The organism is bacterium, from assembly GCA_030247525.1.
In the GTDB taxonomy this organism is placed as follows: domain Bacteria; phylum Electryoneota; class JAOADG01; order JAOADG01; family JAOADG01; genus JAOTSC01.
The window spans coordinates 1-21,046 of the sequence record JAOTSC010000048.1; the positions used below are offsets into that span (position 1 = coordinate 1).

Below are 21,046 nucleotides of genomic sequence, written 5' to 3' on the forward strand. Positions count from 1 at the left end.
TTCCTATCGAACAAGCGCTCCACCAATTGTACCGGCAGAGTTTATTCCGCCATCAACAACAATTGCGAAGTTCTGGAATATCGAAACGACTGGCGGAGATGGATTCGACGCGACACTCGATCTCTACTTTACCGAAGACGATTTACCCGCCGGACTAATTCCGCCGCCTCCCACATTGAATGCTGGTAGTTACCATCCGGTGACTGGTGCAGTTGAACATGTCTACAATGCCGAGGTGACCCTCATCCAAGCGGGTAGTCCCAATTTATACCGGGCGCGGGTTTTACATGTTACCGGATTTTCTCTTTGGGCGCTGGGATCGGGTAGCATGTTGCCAGTCGAATTGAGTTCGCTTTCCGCTTATTGGGAAATGGGTCGCGTATTGATACAGTGGCGTACCGAGTCGGAACACTCGAACCGCGAATTCCGGTTAGACCGTAAAACCACCGGGGTTGACTATTTTCCAATTGCTGTCTTGCCGAGTCGGGCAGCCAATGGTAATAGCAGCACTCCCCTTTCTTATCAATTCACCGATGCGGCAGCAAGTTTGAGCGACGGTCTAATGTACCGATTATCGCAAATCGATCAAGACGGCGATGCCCGAGTACTTCGTGAATTCTCGGCAATTGATCAAACGCCACAAACGATCAAAGGGTTTGCGCTCTTACATTCGTACCCCAATCCATTCAACGGCCAATTCACAATCCGTTATCAACTTGCGAAAGCAGATATTGTCCGGATTGGATTGTATAACATCCAAGGGGCGTTGGTCAAAGAGATTTATACCGGAATGACAACCAATCGATTGACATCGATTTCAGTAAATGCAGATAAATTACCTACCGGGTTGTATGTACTGAAACTCGCAAGCAGAGGATTCTCTACTCAGCGCAAAGTACTACTGGTGCGATAGGTGTTTAATTGGAAGCACCACCATCGACAAAGAGGGTCTGTCCAGTAATGTTCGTATTCTCGAACAATAGCATTTCAAGGACGGGGAGTACATCTCCCACATCGCTCAGTTGTTCGGTGGGAGTGCGGCGACGGATGGCATCGATCTGATTTGATGCCAGTACCGATGACATTTCCGAGAGAAAAAAACCGGGGGCAATCGAGTTTATCAGAATATTCCGAGCGCCCACTTCACGCGCGAGTGAGCGGGTAAGGGCATCCAATCCCGCTTTCGTTGTCGAGTACACCGACAATCCTGTATAGCCACGAGAACCACAGATCGAAGAGACATTTACGATTCGACCGCCGTTTTCATTCAGTAACATTTTTTTGAGTACAGCTTTGGTCAGAAGAATCGGCTGTTGAAGGTTTATAGCAAGAATGTCGCGAATCATGTCTGACGACATGTGAACCAAGAAATGATCCTGTCCAATCGCCGCATTGTTGACCAATGCAAAGATTTCACCAAATCGTTGGGCGGCATCGTTGACAAATGCTTCCAATTTTTCGGTATCGAGCATATCCAACGGTTCAAACCAGTAATTTTCTGGATACTGTTTACGCAGAGCTGCCACTGCTGCAGTTTCGGTTCGGGCGAACGAGGCGATCTTTGCACCGTGCGATAGGAGACGTTGGGTCATCGCAAGACCAAGACCGCGCGACCCGCCACTAATCAGAATAACCCCTTGTGGAATCGTCACGGTTTTTCCCCCTTACTTGTCTGTTTTGCCAACGTACTTACCGCTACTTATCAGTATGCATCGAAATTAATGGTGTTGTTGAGCTGTTTTCAAGTTTGCTGTTAGTGGAATTTCCTCGAGAAAACTCCAGAGCCGGGGTATCGCATAACTGGCGACCCTGCCGTTTAAATACTCGATCAAGTCGTTTTCCCTTACTGCTGAACCTTTGCGTAGCACCAACTCGACTACAACCAACTCGCCCACTAACGGGGCGCGCCTGCCAAACACTCGACACCATAGGACATCGGGATGGGATAACAGAAGTTGTTCAATTTCGCCTGGGATTACTTTCGCGCCGCCGACATTAATTAATTCACTGCCTGCCCTGCCAATAATCTCGATACGATCACCAACCCGTCGCGTAACATCACCAGTGTTGATCCAGCCGGTTGCATTACTCATTGCATTTTTCGACATCACCCACAAAATATCGTCGGCAATCTTCAAGCGGGGCGCTGAGTTATCCGAATCATATTGTGATGTGTCTTCTTTCGTCGTAATCCAATCGGCGGGAAAGCCTGCCATTCCATCATGGACAACAATCCCGACACCAACCTCGGTAGATGCGTAAATATGGGTAATCCGGGCATTGGGAAACAGCTTGCTTACTTGATGTAGTATCGCTTGATCGACCCGCTCCCCACCTAAAGTAATTTGCCGCAACTTCAGTTTCTTCAATTCATGGTCGGTAAACCGCATCAAGAGATACCGCCAGAAAGTCGGGGTCGCGGAAACTGCAGTTACGTTGGAGGCGATTGCCACCCGGAATTGGTCGAACGGATCGCGCGAGTTGGAAATCGTTAATGTTTGTTCGGGAACAAAAAGCCCCATCGTTATTAACTGATACCAAGCGTAAGTACCCGGTTGATAGGAAACCAGCCAATTGTTTGGTTCAATCCGTTTTTTTGTGCGATGGAGAGTAAACAGCGTATCCCACGTGTGTGGAATGAGCTTTGGCATGCCGACGGTTCCGGATGTAAGTAGAGTTATTCGATTCGGTTGCAGGGGAGTTGCGACCCGCGGTTCGGTATGTGAGTGCTTCAGTTCTATCACATACCCGCTTTCCAACAGCAGTTCATGTAATGCTGGCGTATATCGCTCTTCGGGCAGCAATAGCGCGTCGATTCCCGTTCCTGCGAGCCATGCGGCAGCAGCGACACACTCAAGTTCATCCGATAAAATTAGTGCAACGGGCGACTGCAATTTCCACGGATAGCGAGATTCGTAGCGGTGCGCCAAATCAGCAATCCGGTATTCCGAATGCTGATGAATCACTAAGTTGTCATTTTGACGAGGAGGCATTTTGAATCGCCGTGAAGAATTCAACGACATCTTTGACCGTAGTAATACTTCGGAGCGGCGCTGCATCAAAGTTCAACATGCAACCGGCGGCTTGCTCAACCCGAATCGCCAATTCCGAGAAATCGAGGGAGCGGAATCCAATATTCGCCAGTTTTATCTCGTCGGTGAGAACAAGTTTTTTTTGTTCGCGGCGTTCGATGATTTTCGCCATGGTATCGAGAATTACCGCTCGATTGACCATTGCCATAAAAACTCCTGCAATCACAAATTGAAGAATGTGTCGTAATGTATGTTCGATGCTTCGCTAAAGAACGGATCATCCGATTTCACATAGAGATTCGTTACCACTGAACGCATTACAAATCCCAGCCGCTTTGTACAGATTTCCAACGATTCATGTTTTTTTACCGTTGCTGTCGGTATCGAAAATGAAATTTGCTTCGTATCGATTGCATTCTGAATCGCACTGAGCAACAATGCCCGCTGGAATCGAATTGAATCACCGTAAGGCCAAACTGCGACAAAGGCGTGCCCGCGCAGACTTCGGGTTATCATCCGGCAACCATCCGGTGAAAGATAAGAATTGAACGTGCCCAATTGCTCATACCAGCGAACCGTTTCCTTATCGGAGGAAACTCGCCAACGTGGGTCACTCTCCTCGGATAACCCCACTTGCCGATCTGCATCGGGCTGGATCCCCGGTAACACTTGGATCGACTGAGTCGTCTTCCTTCCAAGCCGCAGACGGGCTAAACGGTATAATGTTTGATTTCCCACTTGCAGCAGTTTGCCTGCCAATTTCAATTTTGCCGATACTTGAAACGAATTCACTCGACTTGCATCGATAATATAATAGTAGGCGTCACGGGAAATTTGCAGATGACGAAATCCCGCAATGCGCTGAATAATACCGACATCTGAGCGGGTAATGTTATGCAAGACCGTAATGCCGCTTGCCATCGCGAAATCGTGCGCCGCATTCATTAATGCAATACCGGTAGGAATTGTGGAATTGCAATACTCAACCACCGAATTCCGGTACTCATCGGCAAGATAAAGCGCTTCTCCTTTTCCGGAAAGTGCAAGTCTTTTATTGATTGTAATTCGAATCGGGATTACAGCGTAGTGTCCTACGATTTGAGCGGTATCGTTCAGAACAAAAACATGAAACGAATACCCGATTGGATTTTCGTTAAACAGGATTCGGCAAAATTCGACAGAAGCATACCGTTCATCGATAGTGCCATAGGTTGCACCAATCGCTAACAGCTCTTTGTCGCTTAAAGGTCCTCTTTTAACGAGCAGATTCAACCTATCTCACTTTCAGAAAAGAACGCAGACAATTCTGCCTGCGCTCTCATTTCTCTCATCCGATTCTTTATCTCAGAAATATGCTGGATGTTACACCCGGTAAAATCGGGCAATCGTGTCGACCACGTATTCTTGCTGTTCGGCCGATAACTCCGGATAAATCGGAATCGCCAGAGTTTCCCGCGCCGCCGCTTCGCTCTGAGGAAAGTCACCCGGCTGATAACCAAGCGGAGCAAAACACTCTAACTCATGAAACGCGAATGGATAATAGACTTCACAGCCGATATCGTTCGCCTTTAAGAATGCCATTAACTCATCACGGCGTTCCACTCGAATCACAAACTGGTTGTAGATGTGACGTGATTCGATTTCAAACGGAAGGGAGATTACTCCTTTTCCAACCACGCCTGCCTGCTCAAACAACTTGCGATATCGCTTGGCATTTTGCTGTCGTCCAATGTGCCAACTTTCGAGATGGGGCAATTTCGCCAAAACGACAGCAGCGTGAATGGTGTCAAGCCGGAAGTTGCCGCCGACAAAAATATGATGGTACTTGATTTTTGCGCCGTGATTCCGGAAGGTCTTTAGCATCTCATCGCGTTCGGCTGTGTTTGTCGAAACAATACCACCATCACCAGCACAACCGAGATTCTTCGAGGGGAAGAAACTATAACAGCCGTAATGACCGATTGAACCGGAGCGCTTCCCTTTGTACTCCGCGCCAATCGACTGGGCGGAATCCTCAATCACAATTAAATTGTGTTTTTCGGCGATTGCCATGATGGCGTCCATATCTGCCATTTGGCCAAAAAGATGCACTGGAATAATCGCTTTTGTTCGAGGTGTAATCGCTGCTTCGATTGCGGCTGGATCAATGTTGTAGGTACGGGGATCGATATCAACAAACACCGGTTTTGCGCCGACCCGGCTCACCGCTCCTGCAGTCGCAAAGAACGAATAGGCGGGGGTAATCACTTCATCACCGGCGCCGATTTTTTCCGCCATCAGTACTAAAATCAAGGCGTCGGAACCGGAAGATACTCCAGTAGCGTAGGGAGTTTGGCAATACTCGGCAATCGCTTGTTCGCAAGCTTTTACCTGCGGACCGTTGATAAACATCTGCGACGCAAAAACTTCGGCGACCGCGTGATCGACATCCGACTTAATCGGCGCATATTGCGCTTTCAAGTCAAGTAGTGGAACGTGCATCGAATTCCTTTAACCGTGGCGAATCGCTTCGCCGTCTATAAGAGATCATTACTGGAGACGTTCGCCGGGATGGACGATATCGTCATAATAAATATTACCGATCCGCTTCTCTTCCGGAAGGGGCGCATCTTCATCAAGGTCTAAGCAACGCAATACACCCGGCTCGACTTCTTTGTAACGGAATCCGCTTTCGGGACATACATAAATGCCATCGGAACTCGGATTCTTGAGCGGTAAGCCATGGCGGCTGACCCAACCGCGTTGTTTTCCCGGATTCCCCAGCATTAACGCGTAATCGGGAACGCTCTTGGTAATAACGGTTCCAGCTCCGATGAAGCAATACCGCCCGAGCGAAATACCGCAAACGATTGTTGCATTCGCCCCAATCGAACAACCACGCTGCAACAAGGTCTTTTCATACAACGTGTGACGATAAACTTGCGAGCGGGGATTGGTCACATTCGTAAGAACACACGACGGTCCGAGGAACACATCGTCCTCGATTACCAGACCGGTATAGATGGATACGTTGTTTTGCACCTTGACGTTGTTACCGATGACGACACCGCCGTCGATGTTGCAGTTCTGCCCGAATACGCAATTCTTCCCAATCTTTGCGTTTTTCATGACATGGCTGAAATGCCAGATTTTCGTTCCTTCACCGATTTCGACCGGTTCATCCACCATCGCGGTTGGGTGAACATAGTATTTTTTTTCTTCGGACATGGTATGCTCTCTTTTCTTCTCCAAAGTGTTGCTTGTTTTGCTACATTCCCAATCGGGAAACCATCAGGACAATCCTCGCACCATCGGATGGCAGTCGGGTGACGGGGTCGCGGTTTGTTGTCGTAAATGATAGACCAGTTCTATCGAGGAGCGAGCATCTTCGATTCCGAAGCCGCCGGTACTCATGATGTCTTCGTAGACCCGGGTATGGAGATCGGTGAATCCTTCAGAAAATTCGACCGCTTCGCCATCGATCAAGATGGAACGGTATGCCTTGTTCGCGATACGATCCTGTTCCGTGGGGAGATCGTTGGCGTCGACCGATAGAAACCAGGTGACGTTCGCATTTTTAAATTCGACTGTTCCCGCCATTTTCTGTGGTGAACTATAATGCAATTTGCAGCTTTCTTCCGCACCGAACAACCACATCAAAAGGTCGAAGAGATGAATTCCGATATTGGTAGCAAGCCCTCCCGATTTATCTTGCATTCCCTTCCACGACGATAAATACCAACGTCCGCGAGGTGTGATATAGGTTAGTTCAACGTTGTGTTTCGTGTTAGTTCGTTTGGCATCCAACTCTTTCTTCAAAGCTATCAAATGCGGGTGAAGCCGTAACTGGAGAACAGTATGAACCCTGCCGCCGGTATCATGTTCAATTTGCTGAAGTTGATCCAAATTCCAAGGGTTGATTACCAGCGGTTTTTCGCAAATCGCACTTGCGCCGATACGCAAAGCCAATCGACAATGGGCGTCATGCAAGTAATTCGGCGAACAAATACTGACATAATCCAATTTTCGTTCATCGTCGGAGTGGCGAAGTTTCTCGACAAAACGGTCAAAGCGCTCAATTTCCGTAAAGAAACGGGCATCCCGCGAATACCGATCCAACAACCCAACCGAATCGTGAGGGTCTACTGCAGCCACTAACCGGTTGCCAGTATCTTGAATCGCTTTCAGGTGCCGCGGGGCGATATAACCCGCAGTCCCGATCACGGCAAAGTTCTTCATGCTCTTGTTCCAATCTTGAAAAAGGCTCAATGTACACTCACCTCCCCCTCTATACAACTCCGGGGGAAGTATACATTAACATCACAGTGAACACGAGCAAAGCTACTGTGTGTACAAACGTCATGCAATAGGTTGATGATCGATTTGCTTCAAGCTGTGGGCAACCCATTGACATTTATTCAAATGAAACAGGAAAGTATGTAGAATCCATGAATCATCTTGCATATCCGACTGGAATGCCTTACTCTACTACTGATTAAATCCAACAAGGTACAACATGCGATTGATTTTCATAACATTTGGACTCACACTGTTATCCTTTCTGTTCATTGGCTGCAGTGATTCGAGCGATCCCATCGACCCGAACGAAGATCGTAACCCCGGTGAATGGCGCTGGCCGGAAAATGCAGGCAACGACGGTCTGCAGTATGGTGAACAGATACAAGTTCCCAGTGGAACATTCACAATGGGATGGCAAAATGGCGAAACAGAACCATATAGTGTTTCAATGACTCGTCCGGTCAGTCAAGTAACTGTCTCTGGTTTTTGGATGGATAAATTTGAAGTTACAAATCTGGCCTTTAAAACATATGTAAACGCCGCTAATCCAGACGACACGCTTCGTCCACGCGAATTTCTTCAGTTACCTTCCTCCGGTCAATACCCATGGTATGAGGTTGATTCGATGGGTAATTACGCAGTTCAACCGGTATCGTGGTGGGGTGCAGTTTATTATGCGAATTGGCGCTCCCGGTTGGAAAGGCTCGATGAGGTGTATACCATTTACGATTCTGCCGGCGCGAATCGTATCCGATGGGATCGAAGTAAGAACGGCTACCGACTTCCTACCGAAGCGGAATGGGAGTATGTTGCCCGTGGCGGGGCTGACCGTAACTACATTTTTTCGTGGGGAAACGATCCGATATACGACGAAGTGATGAATATTCCTCGAGCTGCGTTCGGTGCAGTTGATGCAGTACAATACACGATGAACAGCAGTTTTCGTACCCGAATCACTTACGGACCGATTGGAAGATTCCGACCACATAATAGCCCGTTTGGCTCAGGGGTGGGATACTTCGGACACATGGATATGACTGGAAATGCTGAAGAATGGGTTTGGGATTGGTATGGTCCTTACACGGCCGACGCGAAAGTGAATCCAACAGGATCGGTAACCGGTACCGAACGGGTAGTCCGAGGTAGCAGTCTGCTAAGAGGTGGTAATCCACTAACCAAACAGTTTTTCTTGAATTATGATCGTTATCGACGATTGCCGGGCAATCGAAATCAGGCCGGCGGTTTCCGGTTAGTCCGAAACCTGTAACAACGAAATTCGTTTGATCACCGAGGCGGAGTAGTACTCCGCCTTTACTGTTTTCACCCGTTGTTTATTCGTTACGGCAAGAACCTCGTACTATATTCCGGTACTTAATCACAGGTCGATTAACAAGTCAATAACACCAGGTGAGGAGAACATGCCGGAAGTTTACGAAGGGGTTGATTTTTACGACAGCGATTTTCTGTTAACCGATGAGGAACGCTCGATCCGCGATATGGTTCGCGAGTGGGTGGAGCGCGAGTATGTCCCAATTATCCGGAAACACGTCCAAGCGGGCACCTTCCCGACCGAAGTGATTCCCCAATTGGGTGAGATGGGTCTGCTCGGGGCAAATTTACCGGAAAAATACGGTTGCGCCGCCGTTTCCGAAGTCGCTTACGGTCTCATCAATCAGGAACTCGAACGGGGCGACAGCGGATTGCGCAGTTTCTCTTCGGTACAGTCGGGTCTTGTAATGTATCCGATATTTGCCTATGGCTCCGAGGAACAGAAGAGTTATTGGCTTCCCAAGTTAGCAACCGGCGAAAAAATCGGTTGCTTTGGACTTACCGAACCTGATCACGGCAGCGATCCCGGCAGTATGATTACCCGCGCCGAAGACAAGGGGGATCACTATCTCGTACACGGTGCGAAGATGTGGATTACCAATAGTCCAATGGCGGATGTGTTTATCGTATGGGCAAAACTCGATGGCGTAGTACGCGGATTCATTCTCGAAAAGGGGATGAAGGGATTGACCGCTCCCGAAATGACCGGGAAGCTTTCGTTGTGGGCATCGGCGACCGGCGAAATTGTGATGGATCATGTCGAAGTGCCAAAAGCGAACATTCTACCCAATACACAGGGGTTGAAGGGCCCGCTCTCCTGTTTGACGCAAGCGCGGTACGGGATCGCCTTCGGGGCGACCGGTGCGGCGATGGCGTGTTTCGACGAAGTGCGCAAATACTCAAAATCACGCATTCAATTCGGCAAACCGATTGGCACCTTCCAATTGACACAAGCAAAATTAGCGGATATGGTAACGGAAATTACCGCGATGCAATTGCTCCAGATTCAGTTGGGACGGCTCAAGGAACACGGAGTAATGAAACCGCATCACGTCTCGCTTGCCAAACGGAATAATGTCGTGAAAGCGTTGGAAATCGCCCGTTCCGCCCGAACGATTCTCGGCGCGAACGGCATCCTCGACGAGTATGTTTCGATGCGTCACGCGGCAAATCTTGAGTCGGTATTGACCTACGAAGGGACCCACGAAATTCATACCCTCGTACTCGGCGAGTGGGTGACCGGTATTGCGGCGTATGCTTAGTCCGTCGCGAACCATGTGAACGTGAGCTTCAAACAAACATTGAAACGGATTATTCCGAAACTGCTACACCACCTGTATAACCGGGTGGTGTCGCGGGGTAAAATCGCCAGCATCTATGGCGATTGGTTTGAACTCGATTGGAAGAAAACCGCAACGAACGCCGACGACGAGACATGGAAAAAAGTCTATAACGTTTCGTGGGAACATTGGTCGCAACAAGACCTTTCCCCACTCGACCTAACGAAAATCGAAGCGCTGGTTCCGGAAAATGTTACTCTGCTCGATGCCGGGTGTGGCGACGGGTATCTCCTTGCCCACCTCTTGGGAAAAGGTCGGATTTTGTCGGGGGTGGATTTATCGGAAACGGCGATTCGCAAGGCGCGAGAACGGTTAGGGAACGCTGTCAATCTGCAAACGGCATTCCTCGAAAAACTACCGTATTGCGACAAAGAATTCGATGTAGTGGTTTCAGCGCATACGCTGGAACATGTAAAGCAATTCGGAGCGGCGGTGTCGGAGTTGCAGCGCGTCTGTAAACAGCGTCTGATCCTGCTGGTCCCGTCGCAAGAGTACCTCCCCTATACGCAGGATTATCACCTCCACTTCTTCCCGAAGAACGAAGATTTCCTCAATCGAGTCAACATCCCGAATGCCCGCCTCGAACGGTACACCGTCTCGGACGGGTTGTGCGCCTATGCCGGAGATGTATTGCTGTTGGTAGTAGATTTCGCATAAAATTGTGTTGCCTAAGGATAGGGGCGGACTCCCAGGTCCGCCCGTCAATGGTAGGGACAGGCATCCTCGCCTGTATACCGTGCGGATGGGTACCGACGGTCTCCAGACCTGTATAAAAAAAATGCAATTCTGGAGAATCGCCAGTACCCAAATAAGTGCGGGTGATGGGTAGGGGCGAACCTTGTGTTCGCCCTTTTTTATGGTGGTTACAGGTCTCCAGACCTGTACATTTGGAACAGAAACAGCGAAGACAGGATTGGAATCCTCTACCACCACTACGTGTTTGGGGTAGGGGCGGACTCCCATGTTCGCCCGCATCGTCTCCGGGTCGAATTTAATTCGACCCCTACACTGTAGGACAGACCACAGAAAAGTCTGTCCACCAAAAAGGGCGACCCAGAGGGTCAGCCCCTACGGACGGGCTTGGAAGCCCGTAACCACCACAATAAAATTCGACCCCTACTCTACTCTCTTCATTATGGGTCGGGAAACTCGCCCGCCTAATCGCCGCAATACTACTTCTTCCGATGTCCCAATCGGAAGCTCTCTCACTATCCGATCGAACGCATCGCCATCGCCGATCCATGCCCTAACTTCATAAAACATTGCAGGACTATGTGTCACGACAAAGGGATGCGTGTAACTTGTGGCACCGGCACCCACCGTTGCATTTAGAAATTGCCACGGGATATTTCCTTGATTGCGGAAGAAAATCAAGTAGCGTGAAATCGTGATGGGCACTCCACCCAACGAAGTATCGACTCGTGCCCACGATAAATTCGAATTTTCTCCCTGCATGGAAATCGTCAAGCCTGTTGGGGGAGAGGGAACTAAAGAAGATATTCCGCGAACGGGAACACGAATTGTATCTAAACGACCCACATCAAACACAATCTGAATTTCTCGTTCATACAACCCCGAACTTAGAGGGTAGAAATAGACCCACAGATGTAAAGTGTCATCTGGTCTAATTGATTGAACATCTGTAGAACCAAAATAGAATGGATCATTTTCAACAAGAAATAATCCCGACACCAAGCGGTTACCACTAAAACGAAATGACATTCTCAAAGAATCATACTTTGTTGGTTCAACAGTTCTCGGAAAATTAATCGAATTTTGTAAAGGAATAACATTGAGTTGTTCTGGCACATGTTTCATCACCCAGATAGTGCCGGTGTTGTTATAAAATGACCAATTACCACCAATGATAAAACTGTTATCAGGAGCTTGAGCTACTCGTTGAACATAGTCGATATCAGAAGTACCATAAGTCGCTGTCCAAAGGGTATCTCCAAATGAGTCCGTACGGATGAGATAGCCATCGTGAACTCCTAAGGCGTTAGAAAGGGTCACTCCTCCGACAAGGTATCCACCATCCGATGTCTTAATAACATCAGTTCCTGAATCAACTCTATTCCCTCCATATGTACGATTCCAAATAACATTTCCTTGCAAATCGGTTTTCATTAAGAAGGCATTTGTTGAGTCATTTACTTGATATAATGAGATATTACCTACGATAACAAGCGAGTTTCCATAGCAGAGGACTCTCGTTCCTTCTAATACGCATCCGTTTGAATAGACTCTCGACCAAAGAGAATCACCATTATTGTTTACCTTGATCAATCTTGTTAACTTTACTTCTCCAATGATTTCTCTTGTTAGTAACGCGAAATTTCCATCAGGTAAGGGTGTAAAATCTTTAAACGAATATGGAAGTTCACGGCGGATAAAAATCGGATTGCCAATCGAGTCTGCTCGAACCCAATCCATTGTACTATAATTATTCCTAACAAAAATAAGCTGGCCTGAAGATGCTTCTTCAAATCTGTTGCCAAAATCAGTCTGTCGCATCCATTCGAGCTCGCCATTTTCATTCAGTTTTCTCAGAAAAGTATTACTTACACCAGTAAAACTAGTTGCGATATAACCACCACTCCGAATGTGGCGAATACTGGTTCCAACATCGTATTGCCCATTACTGAATGATCGACTCCAGATTGTATCACCCTGCATATCAAGCTTTGTTAAAACTGTACTATCGATGAATGGGGATTGTATGTGCTTTCGTGCAATTGTAACAATAGATGAATCGACGATGATCAAATCACCAAAATCAAATCGAACCCCTGACTGAGTTGGTGTAACTGTCCAATCAACGCTGGGAGGGTTTGCTTGCGTATTAGAAAATACACAAACGAGGAGTACTGATAACAAAAAAGAAAATCGCAACTTCATGGTACTACCTCCAGCATTGAGGTGAAGTGAATTGGGGTGTGGTTCGTTTTGATGAACATTATATCGAACTAAAAAAGATAGTAAAACGTAAAGCAATTCGATTCGCTGAGCAAGTGGATTGGGGGATAAAGTTTTTTTGTAGGGGCAGACCCTCTGGGTCGCCCATTGCTGAGATCGCCACGTTGCTACATGCGCACAAGGTCGCGCATTCCGCTCCTCGCGATGACAGGTTGGGTGGGGTGGATACGGGCTTCCAAGCCCGTTTTGGAGTAGGGGTCGAATTACATTCCTGAATTAAAGATTCCAATGAATTTGTGATCCTGCACTGGAGATGTGCAAGATTCAATTCGACCCGGTGCGACGAACGCCGCATACAAAGGGCGGCTGCCAGCCGCCCCTACGGGGTACCGACAGGTCTCCCGACCTGTATGAAAGAAAGCAATTCTGGAGAATCGCCTGTACCCAAATGTATAACGCCGACTGCCAGTCGCTACAAGAATGTCGCAACTACGGCTGGAATGATGTTAATCCTTCGCATTTGTTCCTTACATTAACTGGCAAGGTTTAGGAATTACAAAACATGTCATTTAAACCCTACATCCCGCCGGAACAGAATCCACCAGAATTGACGATTCGGGCTCTCATCATCGGGTCACTCTTCGGTTTCGTATTCGCGGCGACTTCGGTATATCTCGGATTGAAAATCGGATTGACCGTCAGCGCATCGATTCCCGTCGCCGTCCTCGCAATTTCGGTGTTGCGCTGGCTCGGCAAATCGGGCGTGCTCGAGAATAACATCGTGCAGACTGTCGCCTCCGCCGGCGAATCTATCGGCGCGGGTGTTGTGTTTACATTGCCCGCCGTGATTCTACTCGGATACGATCTCGATTACTTCACCATCTTCTCGCTCTCCATTCTCGGCGGCATCCTCGGAACGCTCTTCATGATTCCGTTGCGGCGGTCATTGATTGTGAAAGAGCATGGCGTGCTCCCCTATCCCGAAGGCACCGCCTGCGCCGAAGTCTTGATCTCCGGTGAGAAGGGCGGTACTACCGCGCGCCACGTCTTTGTCGGCTTGGGGATGGGATTGGTGTACACCATTCTGATGAAAGTCTTCAGTCTCTGGAAAACCGTTCCCGAATACAATCCGAAGTGGTTCAAAGGGGCGAGCATCCGCGGCGAAATGGCGGCGGAACTGCTTGGCGTCGGATACATCATCGGACCGCGCATCTCCGGCTTTATGTTGTCCGGCGGCGTCGTATCGTGGCTCGTGTTGATTCCGTTGATCAAGCTCTTCGGACAAGGTGTTCCAGACGTATTCCCGCCGGCGAGTGGCATGACCATCGCACAAATGGGACCGGACGATATCTGGGCGAACTATATCCGTTACATCGGCGGCGGTGCAGTGGTATTCGGCGGCATTGTAACACTTATGAAAGCGCTGCCCGTTATTTGGTCAGCCTTCCGCGAAAACTTCACCGGCGGAAAGATTTCCCAATCGTCATCGACAACGACCGACACCCGTCCGCGAACCGAACGCGATTTACCGATTATGGTTACGTTAGTCGGCATCGTCGTATTGGTTCTGCTTATCGCACTCCTGCCGCAAATACCGGGCGGCGTTGGAATGCGGCTGCTCGCGGCGGGGTTAATTGTATTCTTCGGTTTCTTTTTCGTCACGGTATCGTCGCGCATCACCGGCTTGGTCGGCAGCACCTCGAATCCGATTTCCGGAATGACAATCACGACGCTGATGTTTACCGCGCTGCTCTTTCTCGCATTAGGCTGGACCGGTCATCAAAACGCCATTGTCGCCATCCTCGTCGGCGGTGTAGTTTGTATCGCGGCAAGCAACGGCGGCAATACTTCGCAGGATTTAAAAACCGGTTACATCGTCGGAGCGACGCCACGCGCGCAACAGATATCACTCGTCGTCGGTATCGTGACCAGTTCGCTGGTCATCGGGTTAACGCTGCTCTATTTGCATAGCACGCTTGGCGTTGGATCGAAGAACCTGCCCGCTCCGAAAGCGCAGCTCATGCAGCTCATCGTGAGTGGTGTACTCGAACAAAAATTACCGTGGGATTTGATTTGGATTGGGTTCTTCCTCGGCGCGACGATGCAATTGTGCGGCGTCGAAGCGTTACCGTTTGCGGTTGGTGCGTACCTTCCGATGGAAATTTCAACGCCAATTTTCATGGGCGGCGCAATCCGCTGGTTTATCGATAAGCGAACCAACGGCAAGAAATCCGCCAGCGAAAACGAATCATCGCCGGGTGTGCTTTTCTCAAGCGGACTCATTGCGGGCGGCGCGATTGGCGGTATTCTCTGGGCATTACAGAAAGGCTTTGAGAACGCCGGTGCCGGTTGGGCAATCGCGGCAGGCGGCGTTGGCGATTTATTGGCGTGGAATCACGCGCACTTCGGTTCGGAAATCGCGCCGTGTATCGCCATCGGTATATTGTGCGTATTTCTCTATCGCGCGGCTCGTAAGAGCGAATAATGGTAAACCGGGGATAATAGTATCCCACAAGTTTGTTGTAACAACGATGAGGGCGAACACGAGGTTCGCCCGTACTCGTAAGAGAAGCATAGAAATACATGCAGAAGTTTGTTCATCCGGCGGTGTTTGGCGCGGTCATCGCATTGTCATGGGCGGCTGTCTTTATCAAGATGGCGGGCGATGTACCACCGCTTGCCATCGCATTTTGGCGGATGCTCATCGCCAGTGTGGTGTGGGCGCCGTTCTATTTTTTTCATGACCGGAAAAATCCCGAACGCCGACCACTCACCGGTCGGCAGAAAAAGTTAATCATTCTCGCCGGTATTTTTCTCTGTCTCCATTTCACGACATGGATTACTTCGCTGCGCCACACGACTGTTGCCTCCGCGGTCTTCCTCATTCTGTTGCAACCGGTGCTGGTCGCCTTTGCTGCGCATTTCTTTCTCCACGAACGACTCAATCGCAATCACTTTGTCGCGATGGGATTAACGGTACTCGGCGCGGCGATTATTACGTGGGGCGATGTTCAATTTTCACCGGAATATTTGTTTGGCGATTTTTTGGCGTTCCTCGGTGTAATTCTCGCCGGTGCGTATAATTTTGCGGCGCGGTTAGCACGGCCGGATCACCCGGAACATGGACTAGGCGTACCGCTCCACCGCTACCTACCACTCGTTTACTTTGTCGCAACCTTCGGTTTGCTCATCCTATGTCTCATCACGGGACAATCACTCGGACCGTACTCGCCTGAGATGTGGTGGATTCTGGTGGCGCTCGGACTCATTCCGACGGTGATTGGGCACAGTATTTTCAATTGGGCGATGCGCTACCTCCCGATTCTATCGGTCAATATCGCATTGGTCGGTGAGCCGATTGGTTCGACGCTATTCGCGTGGTGGATTCTCAAGGAAGTTCCGCAGGCGGGGATATTTATCGGCGGCCCACTCATGATTCTCGCTGTAGTCATGGTAGTGCTGCGGCCGCCAGTGCAGCGCCGTCATTAGGTATTGGGTGTAAGGTGTAGGGTGTAGGGTAGGGGCGGACTCCCACGTCCGGTTGAATTTTATGTTTGGGGTGGTTACGGGCTTCCAAGCCCGTTCCGTAGGGGCGTGCCGCGCATGCCCTTATGTTACATCGTAGGGGCGGCTGGCAGCCGCTCTTTTGCCCCTGTCTGTCCGTGTCATTGCGAGCGAAGCGAAGCAATCTCATTTGGTATCGTAGGGGCAGACCCTCTGGGTCGCCCCTTCTTTCTTACAGGTCTGGAGACCTGTCCCTACCCATTACAGGCGGGGACGCCTGTCTCTACCCTTTACAGGCGGGGACGCCTGTCTCTACCCCAACACCCAATGCCTATTGCCCATCACCTACTTTAACAACACCATCTTCTGTGTCTTCACAAATTCCCCGGCTTGCATCCGTAGGAAATAGGTACCGGTCGCGAGGGTTGTTCCATCGAATTTGACTTGATACGATCCCGGATTTTGGTGGAAATTCACCAACGTAGCGACTTCACGACCGGAAACATCGAATACTTTCAAATCGACTTTACCCGTTTTCGGAATCGTGTATTCAATGGTGGTGGTTGCATTGAATGGGTTGGGATAATTCGGTTTCAGACCGAATACTTGCGGATTTTCCGTTCCCACTCGATCCACTACTGCTAACGCTTGCGAACAATCGTAAATACCAAGATTTGAGTAATCAGACACACAAATAACACTATCACGAATTGAAATTGTCGTAGCATAATCCAACGTATTGTAATAACCGATTTCATGAGGCTGAATTGGATTAGAAATATTGAACAATCTGATCCCTTCATATCCACATGCAATCAGTAAGTAATTTTGAAACAACTTAATATCAACAACTCTACCTCTTAAGGGAACTTGAGTTTCGATTCTTGGTTGTTGGATATTCTGAACATTCAATATATAAAGCACTGAATCAGTTCCTACAACACAGTAGTTTGTATCGATCACTCCTATCGTTCTACACATGAAAGGTGCTATCAGTTGAGAAATGATCCTCATTGAATCTGGGTTGGATGTTGAAATGAATAATACACCTCCATTTGAGTCGGCGACATATGCGATTTCCTCGTTTAGCTCGATATCAACTGCATAACCAGGTGTATCTATAGTATATAACAAACTTGGTAAGGATAGATTGGTGATGTCAATGATACTTACACCTAAATTGAAGTTTGCAACGAGAGCGTGATCACCTGCAATTGCAATGCTAAAAATACTTCCTGGTGTATTACAATGACCTATTTCCCGGGTTTGCATGGAATCATCATATGAATAAACTCGAAACACATGTCCATCAGCAACGAAAATTGTGTTATCAGTCACTATGAGTGTTTGTGGTTCATAACCCGTTGTGCAAATCCTTCGTGGACGAATCGCTGACATATCATTTAAGTTAACATGCATGATGAAATTCCCGAGTTGATAAAACAGATTATCACCAACAAGTGCATGAGTTTTAGTTTTTCCAAACAGACTTCTTGCAAACATTCCTGTGTGCGATGTATCACTTAACGTCAATCCAAAACTGCTTGATGCAGCAAAAACAACCCCATCATTCAAATCGATATCAATAATTATGCTATTTGAAGGACTGCCTTCTGAGTAGCCGTAATTCATAAAGCGAATTTGGTAAATACTATCAGGATTTACGACACTGATCGTTCTGATAAAGTAATTGTAAAAATTCGGTGTCGGCCATTGAGATAACGAATAGTATGCACTACTGATAAATGCAGTTGCATTTACAACACTCAGTGATAAAACATAACGACTATCGAAACCTCCGCCACCTCCTTGACTGCCTTCACCGGTTTCCATGAAAGCACTTCGTTGAAAAGGATTTGCTGGATTTGAAACATCAATTACTCGCAGATAGCCATATTGGTCGGCGAGATAGGCAAAACTGTCTTGTACTACAACTTGTCTAACATTGATTGACGTTAATGTGAAGAATCCTACCGGTTGGGGATTGTTTGGGTTAGAAACATCAATGATCCGTAATCCGCTCGTTCCATCGGCGATATACGCATAGATTCCTGAAACAGTTACATATTGCGCAGAACCGGGGGTATCGCAGGTTCCTATTAATTGTGGTGATGCTGGTATCGATATATCGATGACTTGTAAACCCGTCAAACCATCGGCTACGTATGCATAGTTGTCTGATACAGCAACGCTGTATGCCATTCCTGGTGTATCGTAAAACCCCACTGCCACTGGAGTAACTGGATTCGAGATATCGTAGATACGTAACCCATAACTGCTATCGGTGATGAAGGCATAGTTACCCGACACAGCAACACCACAAGCGTAACCGGGAGTATCCATCACTCCCACGTCAAAAGGATGTAAAGAATCGGATACATCGACGATCCAGCACCCTTTTCGACCGGAAGTTACATAGGCATAATTCCCCTCTACTGTAACCGAATTCGCGCTACCCCAGTCGAAGGTAATCCGCGACAAACACGATACACCGGAGCTATCCTGCGCGAATACCGAAGTAGTCGTTAGAAGGAAAAGAAAAAGAAGAAAGTAGAAAGAAAACGATTTGGTGGAGATGGAGCGCATCGCAAAACCCTCCCGTTCCTGTTGTAAGCAACTCTGTTTACAAGGTATTGAGGGATTTTCCAATTGTCAACGAAAAATGGTAATGAATGTAAAAAAAATGGTGGGTGTAGAAGTTCTTCCGAAACATTTGCGTCGTTCGCCGCACCGGGTCGAATTGAATCCTGCGTATCTCCAGAGCAGGATCACAAACTCATCGAAATCTTTCATTCAGGTTTGTAATTCGACCCCTACCAAAGTGTATGGGCGAACCTCGTGTTCGCCCTAAGACAATAGGGCGGCTGCCAGCCGCCCCTACGACGTGAAATATAAAATGCAATTACCGGTTGGGTGGTACGGTCTCCTGTAATAACGGGATCATACCCGGTGTTAGGCGCAATCGATTTACTTCCGGATTCGGTTGTTCGATCCATGCTACTACGCTATAGAAACCACTGCCACTATTCGCGGCACCGTAATGCAAATAACTGGTGCTATCGGGGTGTAGAAAATACTCCAACGGCTCCCATGTCGATGCAATGTTATGACGATAGAGCAACGTGTAACCATCAACGACTATCGGATTCCCTAATGTTGAAGAATCAACCCGTGACCATTGCAATTGAATGCTAATCCCTGACTTTGTCGCCGTAAGATTTGCCGGCGCTCGAGGAACATCGCTCGCACGACCGGTTAGCGCGATGCGAAGTGTGTCTTCGCTTACAGCATCGGAAATAATTGCAATTTCTCCATTATGATTCCCCTGCTGATTCGGTTGATAGAACAATTGTATCGTCAAGGAATCACCGGGCTGCATGGTAGGCAATTGTGATAATGATGCTGAGAACTGCCCTGATAATGAGACGACACGCCCATTCGTTACGGAAGTATTTCCTTGTACTCGCAAAACCGTAGTCAATGAATCGCGGGTATTGGTTGCCAGCAAATTGGGATAGGTAAGAGCCGTTTCCGATAATGAAAGATAGTAACCAATCCCGGAACCACTGAGGGGAATAATCACTGTTTGATATGGTGACTCAAACGTAATTTGCAACGTATCGCGATAGGTCAATATTGAATCTGGTGTAAATCGAATCCGAATGCGGAGCGAATCGTTTGGTGGCGTAGTCGAATCATTATCGAGTACTGTCCGGGAAAATGCGCCACCATTCGCGCCAGTCAATGTTGCATAGCGAAACGCGATGTTGCTCACATTGGCAATCACCAGTGTTGTCGAGTCGGTGGTATGCGGTTTTCGCGCGGAAAAAGCAACCGATGTTGCCGATTGATACAGCACCGGAATCGGTTGGATCGTAAATGCGGACAGCGAAGTATCAGCAAAGACACTGTTTATTACCGAAACGATTCGTACTCGCGCACTACTGGAAACCGGAGCGGTTGGATTCCACAACTCGATTCCATCGTTAGCGATGTTTGCAAACAGGGTTTCCCAAGTTCCGGTGGGGTAGTTGCGATTGAGTTCGATCCGGACATTGCCGGTAATACCAGAGCTGCTCCAGCGGATTGTATCAGTGCGGTTAATGAGATATTCTTCACCACCATTCGGACGGAGCAACGCAATCGAACCGGGTCGCACAAATAGAAAATCGGCTACCACGGGAATGTGATCGGAACCGTAGTGTAATGCATCGGCAATGCTGTCTGGTACTGCTGTGTTGGGACGGCTATTAATCGAATCGTTGAAGTGATTGCCATCGTTGCCAAACGCAATCATTGTTCCGGTGAGATAGCGGGTTCCGGTGGTATTGTTAAACGCTAACGATGGTAGGAGAAAGTCGAAGCGGTCGTCCATCCCTCCGTCCGAGCCGCCGCCAAATTGCCGCACCCTTGGCGATTGAGTATGAATCGGCGCAAAACTGGCATTGTTGTTCCAACTCCCCGCCGGGAGCGGATCGAAAGCGCGTCCGTCGTTATCAGTCTGAGAACCGGTAAACACTGTGTACGCCGCCTCCGACGACGTATACAAATTCATATCACCGCAATACACGAAGTACGAATTCGCTGGCAATGCATTGGCATAATTACGGACAATTGTTGCCTCCCTTGCCCGTTGCGCTGCATTCG

At 48.5% G+C, this 21,046-nt stretch carries 16 protein-coding genes; 6 read left to right on the forward strand and 10 right to left on the reverse strand.

Annotated features, from left to right (window positions below):
* Positions 1–913, forward strand: a 913-nt coding sequence (locus OEM52_06435; protein MDK9699761.1) for a T9SS type A sorting domain-containing protein, incomplete at its 5' end; no start/stop codon positions are given.
* 4 nt (positions 914–917) lie between these two features.
* Here OEM52_06435 and OEM52_06440 read toward each other — a convergent pair.
* The 7 genes from OEM52_06440 to OEM52_06470 form a co-directional block, all read right to left on the reverse strand.
* Positions 918–1,652 (reverse strand): SDR family oxidoreductase, encoded by a 735-nt coding sequence (locus tag OEM52_06440; GenBank protein MDK9699762.1) that lies wholly within the window; start codon positions 1,650–1,652, stop codon positions 918–920.
* 66 nt (positions 1,653–1,718) lie between these two features.
* Positions 1,719–2,993, reverse strand: a complete 1,275-nt coding sequence (locus OEM52_06445) for an acyl--CoA ligase (GenBank protein ID MDK9699763.1) — start codon at positions 2,991–2,993, stop codon at positions 1,719–1,721.
* Positions 2,974–3,240 carry an acyl carrier protein gene (locus tag OEM52_06450; GenBank protein MDK9699764.1) on the reverse strand — a complete coding sequence of 89 codons (267 nt, stop codon included), beginning with the start codon at positions 3,238–3,240 and terminating at the stop codon, positions 2,974–2,976. Before OEM52_06450 ends, OEM52_06445 begins: the two co-directional genes overlap by 20 nt.
* A gap of 14 nt (positions 3,241–3,254) precedes the next feature.
* Positions 3,255–4,304, reverse strand: a complete 1,050-nt coding sequence (locus OEM52_06455; GenBank protein MDK9699765.1) for a hypothetical protein — start codon at positions 4,302–4,304, stop codon at positions 3,255–3,257.
* 90 nt (positions 4,305–4,394) lie between these two features.
* Positions 4,395–5,513 carry a DegT/DnrJ/EryC1/StrS family aminotransferase gene (locus OEM52_06460; protein ID MDK9699766.1) on the reverse strand — a complete coding sequence of 373 codons (1,119 nt, stop codon included), beginning with the start codon at positions 5,511–5,513 and terminating at the stop codon, positions 4,395–4,397.
* 48 nt (positions 5,514–5,561) lie between these two features.
* Positions 5,562–6,239 carry an N-acetyltransferase gene (locus OEM52_06465; GenBank protein MDK9699767.1) on the reverse strand — a complete coding sequence of 226 codons (678 nt, stop codon included), beginning with the start codon at positions 6,237–6,239 and terminating at the stop codon, positions 5,562–5,564.
* Positions 6,240–6,302: 63 nt separating this feature from the next.
* Complete coding sequence (locus OEM52_06470) at positions 6,303–7,250, reverse strand: Gfo/Idh/MocA family oxidoreductase (GenBank protein ID MDK9699768.1); 948 nt, start codon at positions 7,248–7,250, stop codon at positions 6,303–6,305.
* A 277-nt stretch (positions 7,251–7,527) separates the two neighbouring features.
* Between OEM52_06470 and OEM52_06475 the strand changes: the two genes are divergently transcribed.
* From OEM52_06475 to OEM52_06485, 3 genes are all read left to right on the forward strand, one after another.
* Positions 7,528–8,577, forward strand: a complete 1,050-nt coding sequence (locus OEM52_06475) for a formylglycine-generating enzyme family protein (GenBank protein MDK9699769.1) — start codon at positions 7,528–7,530, stop codon at positions 8,575–8,577.
* 151 nt (positions 8,578–8,728) lie between these two features.
* Positions 8,729–9,901 (forward strand): acyl-CoA dehydrogenase family protein, encoded by a 1,173-nt coding sequence (locus OEM52_06480; protein ID MDK9699770.1) that lies wholly within the window; start codon positions 8,729–8,731, stop codon positions 9,899–9,901.
* 21 nt (positions 9,902–9,922) lie between these two features.
* Complete coding sequence (locus OEM52_06485; protein ID MDK9699771.1) at positions 9,923–10,636, forward strand: class I SAM-dependent methyltransferase; 714 nt, start codon at positions 9,923–9,925, stop codon at positions 10,634–10,636.
* Between the two features lie 459 nt (positions 10,637–11,095).
* On the opposite strand, the gene OEM52_06490 is transcribed toward OEM52_06485, so the two are convergent.
* Entirely contained in the window at positions 11,096–12,877 is a 1,782-nt protein-coding gene (locus OEM52_06490; GenBank protein MDK9699772.1) for a fibronectin type III domain-containing protein, read from the reverse strand.
* Positions 12,878–13,457: 580 nt separating this feature from the next.
* Here OEM52_06490 and OEM52_06495 point away from each other — a divergent pair.
* Positions 13,458–15,380 carry an oligopeptide transporter, OPT family gene (locus OEM52_06495; GenBank protein MDK9699773.1) on the forward strand — a complete coding sequence of 641 codons (1,923 nt, stop codon included), beginning with the start codon at positions 13,458–13,460 and terminating at the stop codon, positions 15,378–15,380.
* A gap of 98 nt (positions 15,381–15,478) precedes the next feature.
* The gene (locus tag OEM52_06500) at positions 15,479–16,384 is read left to right on the forward strand and encodes a DMT family transporter (GenBank protein ID MDK9699774.1); all 906 of its coding nucleotides are present in this window, start codon (positions 15,479–15,481) and stop codon (positions 16,382–16,384) included.
* Between the two features lie 360 nt (positions 16,385–16,744).
* Here the strand turns inward: OEM52_06500 and OEM52_06505 are convergent, their stop codons facing one another.
* Both OEM52_06505 and OEM52_06510 read right to left on the reverse strand, forming a co-directional pair.
* Positions 16,745–18,985 carry a T9SS type A sorting domain-containing protein gene (locus tag OEM52_06505; GenBank protein ID MDK9699775.1) on the reverse strand — a complete coding sequence of 747 codons (2,241 nt, stop codon included), beginning with the start codon at positions 18,983–18,985 and terminating at the stop codon, positions 16,745–16,747.
* A gap of 316 nt (positions 18,986–19,301) precedes the next feature.
* Positions 19,302–21,046 (reverse strand): hypothetical protein (locus OEM52_06510; protein MDK9699776.1); only part of this gene is annotated, 1,745 nt, incomplete at its 5' end.

Excerpts from the sequence above, each read along its gene's own strand:
- OEM52_06445 (MDK9699763.1), bottom strand. The coding sequence starts at position 2,993 with ATGCCTCCTCGTCAAAATGACAACTTAGTGATTCATCAGCATTCGGAA.
- OEM52_06450 (MDK9699764.1), bottom strand. The coding sequence starts at position 3,240 with ATGGCAATGGTCAATCGAGCGGTAATTCTCGATACCATGGCGAAAATC.
- OEM52_06460 (MDK9699766.1), bottom strand. The coding sequence starts at position 5,513 with ATGCACGTTCCACTACTTGACTTGAAAGCGCAATATGCGCCGATTAAG.
- OEM52_06465 (MDK9699767.1), bottom strand. The coding sequence starts at position 6,239 with ATGTCCGAAGAAAAAAAATACTATGTTCACCCAACCGCGATGGTGGAT.
- OEM52_06470 (MDK9699768.1), bottom strand. The coding sequence starts at position 7,250 with ATGAAGAACTTTGCCGTGATCGGGACTGCGGGTTATATCGCCCCGCGG.
- OEM52_06475 (MDK9699769.1), top strand. The coding sequence starts at position 7,528 with ATGCGATTGATTTTCATAACATTTGGACTCACACTGTTATCCTTTCTG.
- OEM52_06480 (MDK9699770.1), top strand. The coding sequence starts at position 8,729 with ATGCCGGAAGTTTACGAAGGGGTTGATTTTTACGACAGCGATTTTCTG.
- OEM52_06490 (MDK9699772.1), bottom strand. The coding sequence starts at position 12,877 with ATGAAGTTGCGATTTTCTTTTTTGTTATCAGTACTCCTCGTTTGTGTA.
- OEM52_06495 (MDK9699773.1), top strand. The coding sequence starts at position 13,458 with ATGTCATTTAAACCCTACATCCCGCCGGAACAGAATCCACCAGAATTG.
- OEM52_06500 (MDK9699774.1), top strand. The coding sequence starts at position 15,479 with ATGCAGAAGTTTGTTCATCCGGCGGTGTTTGGCGCGGTCATCGCATTG.
- OEM52_06505 (MDK9699775.1), bottom strand. The coding sequence starts at position 18,985 with ATGCGCTCCATCTCCACCAAATCGTTTTCTTTCTACTTTCTTCTTTTT.